General features: G+C 69.9%; 10 protein-coding genes. 9 read left to right on the top strand and 1 reads right to left on the bottom strand.

Annotation, left to right across the window (positions count from 1 at the left end; genetic code table 11):
* The first annotated feature begins 19 nt into the window (after window positions 1-19).
* From ACIBK5_RS33535 to ACIBK5_RS33525, 3 genes are all read left to right on the top strand, one after another.
* Window positions 20-2,308: a HelD family protein gene (locus ACIBK5_RS33535; protein ID WP_399025528.1), complete on the top strand. Its 2,289-nt coding sequence runs from the start codon at window positions 20-22 to the stop codon at window positions 2,306-2,308.
* 366 nt (window positions 2,309-2,674) lie between these two features.
* Window positions 2,675-4,093, top strand: a complete 1,419-nt coding sequence (locus ACIBK5_RS33530) for an NAD-dependent malic enzyme (protein WP_399025526.1) — start codon at window positions 2,675-2,677, stop codon at window positions 4,091-4,093.
* A 290-nt stretch (window positions 4,094-4,383) separates the two neighbouring features.
* Window positions 4,384-4,665: an HU family DNA-binding protein gene (locus tag ACIBK5_RS33525; protein WP_215121071.1), complete on the top strand. Its 282-nt coding sequence runs from the start codon at window positions 4,384-4,386 to the stop codon at window positions 4,663-4,665.
* Between the two features lie 315 nt (window positions 4,666-4,980).
* On the opposite strand, the gene murA is transcribed toward ACIBK5_RS33525, so the two are convergent.
* Window positions 4,981-6,321, bottom strand: coding sequence for a UDP-N-acetylglucosamine 1-carboxyvinyltransferase (gene murA, locus ACIBK5_RS33520; protein WP_399025524.1), 1,341 nt, complete (start codon window positions 6,319-6,321; stop codon window positions 4,981-4,983).
* Window positions 6,322-6,573: 252 nt separating this feature from the next.
* Here murA and ACIBK5_RS33515 point away from each other — a divergent pair, with 252 nt between their 5' ends.
* The 6 genes from ACIBK5_RS33515 to ACIBK5_RS33490 all read left to right on the top strand — a co-directional run bounded on the left by ACIBK5_RS33515 (window position 6,574) and on the right by ACIBK5_RS33490 (window position 12,560).
* Window positions 6,574-7,146 (top strand): YqgE/AlgH family protein, encoded by a 573-nt coding sequence (locus ACIBK5_RS33515; protein WP_399025523.1) that lies wholly within the window; start codon window positions 6,574-6,576, stop codon window positions 7,144-7,146.
* 29 nt (window positions 7,147-7,175) lie between these two features.
* On the top strand, window positions 7,176-7,457 hold the full coding sequence (locus ACIBK5_RS33510; protein WP_010039914.1) for a DUF3039 domain-containing protein: 282 nt from the start codon (window positions 7,176-7,178) through the stop codon (window positions 7,455-7,457).
* Between the two features lie 211 nt (window positions 7,458-7,668).
* Window positions 7,669-8,967 (top strand): extracellular solute-binding protein, encoded by a 1,299-nt coding sequence (locus tag ACIBK5_RS33505; protein WP_399025521.1) that lies wholly within the window; start codon window positions 7,669-7,671, stop codon window positions 8,965-8,967.
* Window positions 8,968-8,972: 5 nt separating this feature from the next.
* Window positions 8,973-10,094 carry an ABC transporter permease subunit gene (locus ACIBK5_RS33500; RefSeq protein WP_399025520.1) on the top strand — a complete coding sequence of 374 codons (1,122 nt, stop codon included), beginning with the start codon at window positions 8,973-8,975 and terminating at the stop codon, window positions 10,092-10,094.
* Window positions 10,091-10,936, top strand: a complete 846-nt coding sequence (locus tag ACIBK5_RS33495; RefSeq protein WP_399025518.1) for a carbohydrate ABC transporter permease — start codon at window positions 10,091-10,093, stop codon at window positions 10,934-10,936. Before ACIBK5_RS33500 ends, ACIBK5_RS33495 begins: the two co-directional genes overlap by 4 nt.
* 1 nt (window position 10,937) lies before the next feature.
* Entirely contained in the window at window positions 10,938-12,560 is a 1,623-nt protein-coding gene (locus ACIBK5_RS33490; RefSeq protein WP_399025517.1) for a beta-N-acetylhexosaminidase, read from the top strand.
* The last annotated feature ends 189 nt before the right edge of the window (window positions 12,561-12,749 follow it).

The raw sequence follows: 12,749 nt of genomic DNA, 5'->3' as shown, positions 1-12,749 counted from the left end.
CACGTCAGAAGGGGGCCCGGTGGCCGCTCAGGCTCAGCAGGAAGCCGCGCTCGAAGACTCCTTGAGAGACCGCGAGATCAGCGTCGAACAGGAACACCTCGACCGGGTGTACCGACGCCTCGAGGAGAAGATCCACGAGGCCGAGTTCCTCATGAACGACGCGGCCCAGCGCGGCCAGGTCGGCACGCCCGGCGCGCTCGCCGAGCGGGACGCGCAGGTCTTCCGGGCGGGCGTCCACCTCAATCGGCTCAACAACGAGTTCGAAGACTTCCTCTTCGGTCGTATCGACCTGCTGACCGGCAAGGACGGCAAGAAGGGCCCCGACGGCGCCTACACGGCGGTGGAGCCTGCCGAGGGCGCGGTCCGTGAGGACGACACCGCCGACATCGCCGAGACCCTGCACATCGGCCGCATCGGCGTCCTCGACCAGGACTACGCCCCGCTGGTCATCGACTGGCGGGCCCCGGCCGCCGCCCCCTTCTACCGCTCCACCCCGGTCGACCCCGGCCGTGTCGTCCGCCGCCGCGTCATCCGCTCCAAGGGCCGCAAGGTGCTCGGCGTCGAGGACGACCTGATGCGCCCCGAGCTGACGGCCTTCCTCGACGGCCACCAGCTGCCCGTCATCGGCGACGGCGCCCTGATGGCCGCGCTCGGTCAGGCCCGCAGCCACACCATGCGCGACATCGTCGCCTCCATCCAGGCCGAACAGGACCTGGTCATCCGCGCCCCCGCCGCCTCCGTGACCTACGTCGAGGGCGGCCCGGGCACCGGAAAGACCGCCGTGGCCCTGCACCGCGCGGCCTACCTCCTCTACCAGGACCGGCGGCGGTACGCGGGCGGCATCCTGATCGTCTCGCCGACCCCGCTGCTCGTCGCCTACACCGAGGGCGTACTCCCCTCCCTCGGCGAGGAGGGCCAGGTCGCGATCCGCGCCATCGGCTCACTCGTCGAGGGCAGCGAGGCCGCGCTCTACGACGCCCCGTCCGTGGCCCGCGCCAAGGGCTCGTACCGCATGCTCAAGGTGCTGCGGAAGGCCGCCCGCGGCGCCCTGGAGATGAACGACACGCCGACCCGGCTGCGTGTGGTCGCCTTCGGCCGCCGACTGGAGCTGGAGGCTCAGGAACTGGAGGGCATCCGCCGCGCCGTCCTCGGGGGCACCGCCCCCGTCAACCTGCTGCGCCCGCGCGCCCGCAAGCTGCTCCTGGACGCCCTGTGGGAGCAGTCCGGCTCGGCCGGCCGCCACAGCGATCCGGAACTGGCCGCCGAGCTGCGCTCCTCCTTCGACGAGGACATCACCTCCGAGGACGCCTTCATCGCCTTCCTCGACGCCTGGTGGCCGGAGCTGACCCCGGCGGCCGTCCTGGACGCCATGAGCGACGAGCGGCGCCTCGGCCGCTGGGCCCGGCGGATCCTCAACCCCGGCGAGGTCCGCAAGGTCGCCCGCTCCCTCAAGCGCGACGGCCGCTCCGTGCACGACATCGCCCTGCTCGACGAGCTCCAGGCCATCCTCGGAGCTCCCGCCCGCCCCCGGAAGAAGCGCGAGCTCGACCCGCTGGACCAGCTCACCGGCCTGGACGAGCTGATGCCGGTGCGCGAGGAGTCCCAGCGCGAGCGGGCCGAGCGACTCGCCCAGGAGCGCACCGAGTACGCGCACGTCATCGTCGACGAGGCGCAGGACCTCACCCCGATGCAGTGGCGCATGGTCGGCCGCCGCGGCCGGCACGCCACCTGGACGGTCGTCGGCGACCCGGCCCAGTCCTCCTGGTCCGACCCGGACGAGGCCGCCCAGGCCCGCGACGAGGCCCTCGGCACCCGCCCGCGCCGCCGCTTCCAGCTCACCGTGAACTACCGCAACCCGGCCGAGATCGCCGAGCTGGCCTCGAAGGTGCTGGCCCTGGCCATGCCCGGCTCCGAGTCCCCGCGAGCGGTCCGCTCCACCGGCGTCGAGCCCCGCTTCACGGTCGTCGAGGACACCCTCGGAGAGACCGTCCGCGACGAGGCGGCCCGGCTGCTGGAGCGCGTCGACGGCACGGTCGGCGTGGTCGTCGCCATGCAGCGCCGCGCGGAGGCCCGGCGCTGGCTCGCCGGGCTCGGCGACCGGGTCGTGGCACTGGGCAGCCTGGAGGCCAAGGGCCTGGAGTACGACGCGACGGTCGTGGTCTCCCCGGCCGAGATCGCCGACGAGTCCCCGGCCGGACTGCGTGTGCTCTATGTCGCACTGACCCGGGCCACGCAGCAGCTCACGGTCGTCTCGGCGGAGCGGGACGAGCCCGACGGGGCGGGGGTCCCGGACCTGCTGAGGGACTGATCCGGGCCCTCCGGCGGACCGCGCCCGGATACCCACTTGTCGGCGAAATGAACTCCCGGTACGGGAATGGCCTTACGGGATCTGTTTGTTAGCCTGGACGTGGCACCGGCTCGATCCAAGCCCCCGGGCCCAACCTTCGTCGCTACGAGCGACCACTTGCCGCGAGGCGAGCATGGCGGGTCGGTGCCACCTAGCTTTCACAGGGGACTTGCGCAGAGACCCACGTCCAAGTGACGTGGGTCTCTTTTGCTGACCTGTTCCGCGAACAAAAAGTTCGCAATCGGAGGCGGCTACCAGCTACTCAGCGGTAGGTGCGACTATCGGACGGCACAACTCAGCGTCAGGTGAAAGCAGAGGAAGTCGGCCATGGCAACGGCGCCCAGCGTCTCCTACTCGATGACGGTCCGGCTGGAGGTGCCCGCGAGCGGAACCGCCGTCTCGCAGCTCACCACCGCCGTGGAGTCCTCCGGAGGCTCGGTGACCGGCCTCGACGTCACCGCGTCCGGTCACGAGAAGCTCCGTATCGACGTCACCATCGCGGCCTCGTCGACCGCGCACGCGGACGAGATCGTCGAGGAACTCCGCGGCATCGAGGGCGTCACCCTGGGCAAGGTCTCGGACCGTACCTTCCTGATGCACCTCGGCGGCAAGATCGAGATGGCGTCGAAGCACCCCATCCGCAACCGTGACGACCTGTCCATGGTCTACACGCCGGGCGTGGCCCGCGTCTGCATGGCGATCGCCGAGAACCCCGAGGACGCCCGCCGCCTCACCATCAAGCGCAACACGGTTGCGGTCGTGACGGACGGCTCCGCGGTGCTGGGCCTGGGCAACATCGGCCCGATGGCCGCCATGCCGGTCATGGAGGGCAAGGCGGCCCTCTTCAAGCGCTTCGCCGACATCGACGCCTGGCCGATCTGCCTCGACACCCAGGACACCGACGCGATCGTCGAGATCGTCAAGGCCATCGCCCCGGGCTTCGCCGGCATCAACCTCGAGGACATCTCCGCCCCCCGCTGCTTCGAGATCGAGGCCCGGCTGCGCGAGGCCCTCGACATCCCCGTCTTCCACGACGACCAGCACGGCACCGCGATCGTCGTCCTCGCCGCGCTGACCAACGCACTTCGCGTCACCGGCAAGGCGATCGAGAACATCCGCGTCGTCATGTCCGGCGCGGGCGCGGCCGGTACGGCCATCCTGAAGCTGCTCATCGCCGCGGGCGTCAAGAACGCCGTCGTCGCCGACATCCACGGTGTGGTGCACGCCGGCCGCGAGGACCTGGTGGACGCCGCCCCGGACTCCGCGCTGCGCTGGATCGCCGACAACACCAACCCCGAGGGCCTCACCGGCACGCTGAAGGAGGCCGTGCGCGGCGCCGACGTCTTCATCGGCGTCTCGGCTCCCAACGTCCTCGACGGCGACGACGTGGCCGCCATGGCCGACGGTGCCATCGTGTTCGCGCTTGCGAACCCGGACCCCGAGGTCGACCCGGCAATCGCCCGCCAGACCGCGGCCGTTGTCGCGACGGGCCGCTCCGACTTCCCGAACCAGATCAACAACGTGCTGGTCTTCCCGGGTGTCTTCCGCGGTCTGCTGGACGCCCAGTCCCGCACGGTCAACACCGAGATGATGCTGGCCGCCGCGACCGCCCTCGCGGACGTGGTGACCGAGGACGAGATCAACCCGAACTACATCATCCCGAGCGTCTTCAACGACAAGGTCGCGGGCGCGGTCGCCGGGGCCGTGCGGGAGGCCGCCAAGGCGGCGGGGGCGTCCGCCCTCTGACTGTGAGTATCCCCACGGCAGCGCGGGGAACGGCGCGTCGCAGGACCTCTGTGAGCAGCGGAGCCCTATCGTGGCCGTCAGGCTCAGGCCCTCGTTTCGTGTGACTCCTGAAGGGTGTACTCACGACTCGTGCGGGTGCCGGATTGGCTTTCCCGCCGCAGGTAGGGGCAGGATGCGTCTCTGGGCGCGAGGGTCTGACGACGGACCCGGTCCGGGGACTCACGGAGGACCCTGGCAGCATCGGCTTCGATCTGACGCCTCAACGGCAAGATGAACACGGGAGTAACAACATGAACCGCAGTGAGCTGGTGGCCGCGCTGGCCGACCGCGCCGAGGTGACCCGCAAGGACGCCGACGCCGTGCTGGCCGCGTTCGCCGAGGTCGTCGGCGACATCGTCTCCAAGGGCGACGAGAAGGTCACGATCCCCGGCTTCCTGACCTTCGAGCGCACCCACCGTGCCGCTCGCACCGCCCGCAACCCGCAGACCGGCGAGCCCATCCAGATCCCGGCCGGCTACAGCGTGAAGGTCTCCGCGGGCTCGAAGCTCAAGGAATCCGCCAAGGGCAAGTAAGCGCTCCGTACAAGCGCCGTGGGTATCTGCGGGCCGCCAGTGGCTGGTCGCGCAGTTCCCCGCGCCCCTTTGGGGGCGCGTCCCACGGCGCGTTGTCCATTGAGAGCCGCATGAACGCCGAGGGGCGGCCACCTGGATCCAGGTGGCCGCCCCTCGGCGTTTCGGCGTTCGCCCAGCTATCCCAGCGCCTTGCCGGGGAGCTCGACCTTCGCGCCGAGCTCCATCAGCTTCTCCATGCTGTGCTTGCCCGGGGGATGACCCCCGGACCCCCAGCCGGGCAGCCGAGCGCTGTACGCGCGACGGGCCCGCGTGAGGTCAGCCCAGTGCCTTGCCCGGGAGCTCGACCTTCGCGCCCAGCTCCATCAGCTTCTCCATGAAGTTCTCGTAGCCGCGGTTGATGAGGCCGATGCCGTGGACCCGGGAGGTGCCCTGGGCCGCGAGGGCCGCGATGAGGTACGAGAAGCCGCCGCGGAGGTCGGGGATGACCAGGTCCGCGCCCTGGAGCTTGGTCGGGCCCGAGACGACGGCCGAGTGGAGGAAGTTGCGCTGGCCGAAGCGGCAGTCGGAGCCGCCCAGGCACTCGCGGTAGAGCTGGATGTGCGCGCCCATCTGGTTCAGCGCGGAGGTGAAGCCCAGGCGGGACTCGTAGACCGTCTCGTGGACGATGGACAGGCCCGTGGCCTGGGTCAGGGCCACCACCAGCGGCTGCTGCCAGTCGGTCTGGAAGCCGGGGTGGACGTCCGTCTCCAGCGCGATGGACTTGAGCTGGCCGCCGGGGTGCCAGAAGCGGATGCCCTCGTCGTCGATCTCGAAGGCCCCGCCCACCTTCCGGTAGGTGTTCAGGAACGTCATCATCGAGCGCTGCTGCGCGCCGCGGACGTAGACGTTGCCCTCGGTCGCCAGTGCCGCCGACGCCCAGGACGCGGCCTCCAGCCGGTCCGACAGGGCGTGGTGGGTGTACCCGCCGAGCTTGTCCACACCGGTGATGCGGATCGTCCGGTCGGTGTCCATCGCGATGATCGCGCCCATTTTCTGCAGAACGCAGATCAGGTCCTCGATCTCCGGCTCGACGGCCGCGTTGGACAGCTCCGTGACGCCCTCCGCGAGGACCGCCGTCAGCAGCACCTGCTCGGTCGCGCCGACGGACGGGTACGGCAGCCGGATCTTCGTACCGCGCAGCCGCTGCGGCGCCTCCAGGTACTGCCCGTCGGCCCGCTTCTCGATGGTCGCGCCGAACTGCCGCAGCACGTCGAAGTGGAAGTCGATGGGCCGGCCGCCGATGTCGCAGCCGCCGAGGCCGGGGATGAAGGCGTGACCGAGGCGGTGCAGCAGTGGACCGCAGAACAGGATCGGGATGCGGCTCGAACCGGCGTGGGCATCGATGTCAGCGACGTTGGCGCTCTCCACGCGCGTCGGATCCATCACCAGTTCGCCGGGTTCGTCCCCCGGACGGACCGTCACACCGTGGAGCTGCAGCAGACCCCGCACGACCCGTACGTCACGGATGTCCGGAACATTGCGCAGCCGGCTCGGAGCGCTGCCCAGCAGCGCTGCCACCATGGCCTTCGGTACGAGGTTCTTCGCACCGCGGACACGGATCTCGCCCTCCAGCGGGGTTCCGCCGTGGACAAGCAGGACATCGTCGTTGACGGTCATGAATCTCGCGTTCCGTGGAGTCGGGCAGGGGCCAGAAGGGAAAGGGTAATCGCCCACCACCCCCCTTCTGTAAGCCTGAGTCAGACCCAGACACGTCATAGCTCTGTCACAACACGAACCGTTCCGTGCCGGGCACATGGGGTCACGGTCTCTTTCGTGCGCGCCCGGCGCATCGGTGTGCCCTGAGCTGCGTTCCCTCGCGTCCCCGCAATGCCTCCCCACGCGGAGGGAAGATGCGGGATCATGTCTGGCATGACCGAGGTGTCCTCGCTCACAGGGCGGTTGCTCGTGGCCACCCCCGCCCTGGCGGACCCGAACTTCGACCGCGCGGTGGTGCTGCTCCTCGACCACGACGAGGAGGGCTCCCTCGATGTCGTCCTCAATCGCCCCACCCCGGTGGATGTGAACGACATCCTGGAGGGCTGGGGGGACCTCGCGGGCGAGCCCGGCGTCGTCTTCCAGGGCGGTCCGGTCTCGCTGGACTCGGCCCTCGGCGTCGCGGTCGTCCCCGGCGGCGCGTCCGGGGAGCCCGGTCCGCTGGGCTGGCGCCGGGTGCACGGCGCGATCGGCCTGGTCGATCTGGAGGCCCCGCCGCAGCTGCTGGCCTCCGCCCTCGGCTCCCTGCGGATCTTCGCCGGATACGCCGGCTGGGGCCCCGGCCAGCTGGAGGACGAGCTGGTGGACGGCGCGTGGTACGTCGTGGAGTCGGAGCCCGGCGATGTCTCGTCCCCGTGCCCCGAGCGGCTCTGGCGCGAGGTCCTGCGCCGCCAGCGGGGCGAGCTGGCGATGGTGGCGACGTATCCGGACGACCCTTCGCTCAACTGATGCGTGTGAGCTTCAGTACCCTTGGGCCTATGAGCACTCTCGAGCCCGAGCGCGGGACTGGTACGGGGACCCTCGTAGAGCCGACGCCGCAGACCTCGCACGGTGACGGTGACCACGAGCGCTTCGCCCATTACGTCCAGAAGGACAAGATCATGGCGAGCGCCCTCGACGGCACCCCCGTCGTGGCGCTGTGCGGCAAGGTGTGGGTGCCGGGCCGCGACCCGAAGAAGTACCCCGTGTGTCCCATGTGCAAGGAGATCTACGAGTCCATGGGCTCCGGCGACGACGACAAGGGCAAGGGCGACAAGTAGCGCCCGGCCCGCGCGGCCAAGGCCTCCAGGGTGCGTTTTGCGTGCCCTGGAGGCTTTTGTGCTGTCCGGGCGTTGCGCGGGACGCTTCTGCCGGTCACAGAGTGGTTGAGACCTCTTGTGGTCGTGTTCATGCAGTCCCTAGCCTCCGATGTGTTGTGCACAGCGAAACCTTCATTGCGCATGTTGCAACACTCCCTCGGAGGAGCACTTCATGAAGCTGTCCGTCCGTTTTGCCGGGCTCACGGCGCTCGCCGCCCTGCTGGCCACGGCCTGCGCACCCCAGACCTCCAGTAACTCCTCCTCCGACAAGGACGAGAAGACCGGCGCGCTGCGTGTCTGGCTCTTCCAGGAGGTCGGCAACACCCCCAAGGAGAAGGTCGTCGACTCGGTCGTCGCCGCCTTCGAGAAGGCCCACAAGGGCACGAAGGTCAACGTCGAGTACATCCCGATCGAGACCCGCGCCCAGCGCGTCAAGGCCGCCTTCAACGACCCCGCCTCCGCTCCTGACGTCATGGAGTACGGCAACACCGACACGGCCGGCTATGTGAAGGACGGCGGACTCCTCGACGTCACGAAGGACTTCGGCGACTGGAGCGAGGCGAAGGACACCGACCCGACCGCGAAGCAGTCGGTGACGGTCGACGGCAAGATGTACGGCGCCCCCTTCTATGTCGGCGTCCGCGCCCTGTACTACCGCACGGACGTCTTCGAGGAACTGGGTCTGAAGCCCCCGAAGACGATGGACGAGCTGGCCTCCACCGCCCGGGCGATCCGCGCCGCGAAGCCCGGCCTCTACGGGCTCGTCGTCGGCGGCGCCTACACTTACGGCGCGATGCCGTTCGTCTGGGCCAACGGCGGTGAACTCGCCAACGGCAAGGGCGGTTCGTACGCCTCCGGCATCGACAGTCCCGAGGCCCAGAAGGGCATCAAGGCGTACACGTCCCTCTTCGGTGACGACAACTGTCCTGCCGCCAAGTGCGCGGGCATGGGCGGCAACGACACGATCTCCGCCTTCGCCGCCGGGAAGGCCGGGATGGCGATCGGCGGCGACTTCAGCCACACCGCCGTCGAGGCCGGGAAGGTCAAGGGCAAGTACGCCGTCGTCCCGCTGCCGGGTGTGACGTCCGGCTCGATCGCTCCCGCCTTCGCCGGTGGCAACAACATCGGCGTCCTGAAGAGCACCTCGCACCGCACGCTCGCCGTCGAGCTGATGGAACAGCTCGCCTCGAAGAAGACGCAGACCGAGCTCTTCGGCGCGATGGGCTTCCTGCCGACCTTCACGGACGTACGGCAGCAGGTCGCGACGAAGGAGCCCTTCGTGAAGCCCTTCGTGCAGACCCTCTCGTCCGGCACCAAGTTCGTCCCCGCCTCACCCGCCTGGGCCCAGATCGACTCCTCGCTCGTCCTGCCGACGATGTTCCAGGAGGTCATCGCGGGCAAGAAGGACGTACCCGCCGCCTCCGAGGACGCCGCGAAGAAGATGAACACCGCGTTCGGCTCCGCCGGGTGAGCCGGATGAACGACCGTAGGGAACCGGCGGGAGCCGGCTTGGCGCGGGGCGACTCGGCTGACACCGGCCCGGTGGGGAGCGGCTCCGTCGGGGCTCACCCGGCCGGGGCCCGGCGCGGCCCGGTGGCCCCCGCAGGTGCGTCGGCCTCGGCGAGGGAAGGCCTTCCGGGCCCGCGCAAATCCTCCGACGCCCGAGTCCCTCGGGCCGGGCGGCCGGGGGCGCGCCGGGGCGGGGCGGGCAGGTCCGCGCTCCGCTCGGGCGGCTGGACGCCCTGGCTGTATCTCGCGCCCGCACTCGTCGTGCTCGGCGGGCTGCTCGTCTACCCCATCTACCAACTCGGCCTGATCTCGTTCTTCGAGTACACCCAGGCCCAGGTCAGCGGCGGCGAACCGGCCACGTTCCAGGGGTTCGGGAACTACGCCGAGCTGTTCGGGGACCCGCAGTTCTGGCAGGTGCTGCTCGCCACCGTGCTGTTCGCGGCGGCCTGCGTCGTCTCCACGCTCGCGGTCGGCTGCGCCCTCGCCGTGCTCCTCACCCGTGTGCGGGCCGTACCGCGGCTCGCGCTGATGCTGGCCGCGCTGGGTGCCTGGGCGACCCCGGCCGTCACCGGCTCCACGGTCTGGCTGTTCCTCTTCGACCCGGACTTCGGCCCGGTCAACCGGATGCTGGGCCTCGGCGACCACTCATGGACGTACGGGCGGACCAGCGCCTTCTTCCTCGTCCTGCTCGAAGTGGTGTGGTGCTCCTTCCCGTTCGTGATGGTGACCGTGTACGCCGGTATCCGCGCCGTACCCTCCGAGGTCCTGGAGGCCGCCGCCCTGGACGGCGCCTCGCAGTGGCGTATCTGGCGCTCTGTGCTCGCCCCGATGCTCCGGCCGATCCTGGTCGTCGTCACCATCCAGTCGGTCATCTGGGACTTCAAGGTCTTCACCCAGATCTACGTCATGACGAACGGCGGCGGCATCGCGGGCCAGAACCTGGTCCTCAACGTCTACGCCTACCAGCAGGCGTTCGCGTCCTCGCAGTACAGCCTCGGCTCGGCGATCGGCGTCGTGATGCTGCTGATCCTGCTCGCCGTCACCCTGCTGTACCTGCGGCTGCTGCGCCGGCAGGGGGAGGAACTGTGAATCTTCTACGCTCCCGTGTCCGCCGCCCGGGGCGGCTGGCCGCCGAGGCCTCGGCCCTGCTGATCGCGGTCGTCGTCGCCTTCCCCCTCTACTGGATGGTGCTCAGCGCCTTCAAGCCGGCCGGGGAGATCGAGTCGAGCGAGCCCCGGCCGTGGACGCTCGCGCCCTCCCTGGATTCCTTCCGACGCGTCTTCGGGCAGCAGGAATTCGGCCGCTACTTCCTCAACAGTCTCGTCGTCGCGAGCTGTGTCGTGATCGCCTCCGCGCTGATCGCGTTTCTCGCCGCGACCGCCGTGACACGATTCCGCTTCCGCCTGAGGACCACCCTGCTGATCATGTTTCTGGTGGCCCAGATGGTGCCCGTGGAAGCCCTCACGATCCCCCTCTTCTTCCTCATGCGGGACTTCGGTCAGCTGAACACGCTCGGCTCGCTGATCCTGCCTCACATCGCCTTCTCGCTGCCCTTCGCGATCTGGATGCTGCGGGGGTTCGTGAAAGGCGTTCCGGAGGCGCTGGAGGAGGCCGCGTACATCGACGGGGCGAGCCGGGCGCGATTCCTCTGGCAGATCCTTTTCCCCCTCGTCCTGCCGGGTCTCGTGGCCACAAGCGTTTTCTCCTTCATCTCCGCCTGGAACGACTTCCTGTTCGCCAAGTCGTTCATCATCAGCGACACCTCGCAGTCCACGCTGCCGATGGCGCTGCTGGTCTTCTACAAGCCCGACGACCCGGACTGGGGCGGCGTCATGGCTGCCTCCACGGTGATGACGATCCCGGTCCTGGTCTTCTTCGTACTCGTACAGCGGCGCCTGGTCTCCGGACTGGGCGGAGCGGTGAAGGACTGACGTGACCGAACTGATCCCGGCACCCCGCGGCGTCGTCACCGGCTCCGGCGAGGTGCGGCTGACGCACCACTCCCGGCTCTACGCCGACACCGCGACGGAGGGCGTCGGCCACTGGCTGAGCGCCGCCCTCCGGCAGGCCACCGGCCTGCCGCTGCGCGAGGCGCGGGAGCTCGACGACGCCGAGGGCGGTATCGGGCTGCGACTCGACCCCGGGCTCGGCCCCGAGGAGTACCGCCTCGTCAGCGACGGCTTCGGCGTCCTCATCGAGGGCGGCAGCGCGGCCGGTGTCTTCTGGGGCGCCCAGACACTGCGGCAGCTCCTGGGCCCCGACGCGTACCGCAGGGCCCCGCTCGGCCGTGACCGCGTCTGGGCCGTGCCGTACCTCACGATCGAGGACGCGCCCCGATTCCGCTGGCGCGGCCTGATGCTCGACGTCGCCCGGCACTTCATGCCCAAGGAAGGCGTCCTGCGTTACCTCGATCTGATGGCGGCGCACAAACTCAACGTCTTCCACTTCCATCTGACGGACGACCAGGGCTGGCGCATCGAGATCGAGCGGCATCCGCGGCTGACGGAGATCGGCTCCTGGCGGGCCCGTACGAAAACCGGCCACCGCGCCTCGCCGCTGTGGGAGGAGAAGCCACACGGCGGCTACTACACCCGGGACGACATCCGGGAGATCGTCGCCTACGCCGCCGAGCGGCATATCACCGTCGTCCCCGAAATCGACGTACCCGGCCACTCGCAGGCCGCCATCGCCGCGTACCCGGAACTCGGCAACACCGACGTCATCGCCACCGACAGCCTCTCCGTCTGGGACACCTGGGGAATCAACCCGAACGTACTCGCCCCCACTGACAACACCCTGCGCTTCTACGAGGGCGTCTTCGAGGAAGTCCTCGAGCTGTTCCCGTCGGAGTTCGTCCACATCGGCGGCGACGAATGCCCCAAGGACCAGTGGCGGGGCTCGGCGACCGCCCAGGCACGCATCAGGGAACTCGGGCTCGCGGACGAGGACGAGCTCCAGTCCTGGTTCATCGGGCACTTCGACGCGTGGCTCTCCGCGCGCGGGCGCCGGCTGATCGGCTGGGACGAGATCCTGGAGGGCGGGCTGGCGAAGGGCGCGGCCGTCTCCTCCTGGCGCGGCTACGCCGGAGGCATCGCCGCCGCCCGGGCCGGCCACGACGTCGTCATGTGCCCCGAGCAGCAGGTGTATCTGGACCACCGTCAGGACCCCGGCCCCGACGAGCCGGTACCGATCGGGTGGGTGCGCACCCTGGAGGACGTCTACCGGTTCGAGCCCGTGCCGCCGGAGCTGACGCCCGAGGAGGCCAGGCACGTACTGGGCACCCAGGCCAACCTGTGGACCGAGGTGATGGAGGACCACGCGCGCGTGGACTACCAGGCGTTCCCCCGGCTCGCGGCCTTCGCCGAGGTCGCCTGGAGCGCCCTGCCCGCCCCGGCGGAACGGGACTTCGCCGGCTTCGAGCACCGGATGACCGCCCACTACCGGCGGCTCGACGCCCTGGGCGTCGCCTACCGGCCACCCTCCGGGCCGCTGCCCTGGCAGCGGCGCCCCGGGGTGCTGGGGCGTCCGGTCGACGGCCCGCCGCCCAACCGGTAGTACCTGCCTGCGGGTACCGAACAGCTCGAACAGGCCACGGAAAATGCGCACAAGGGTCACCGAAAGTGCCAATCGGCACGCACTGGTGAACCCGTGCGAAAACGGACCATCCCCCCGATGAGGTGGGCGAATGCCTCCTAGCGGACCCGTGTCTTCGGCTCTCGCCAAGATGTGCCAGAGTTGCCACGT

The organism is Streptomyces sp. NPDC050546 (assembly GCF_044457425.1).
GTDB lineage: Bacteria > Actinomycetota > Actinomycetes > Streptomycetales > Streptomycetaceae > Streptomyces.
Note: the sequence above shows the minus strand (reverse complement) of the source record. Positions and strands in the feature narration are given on the sequence as shown.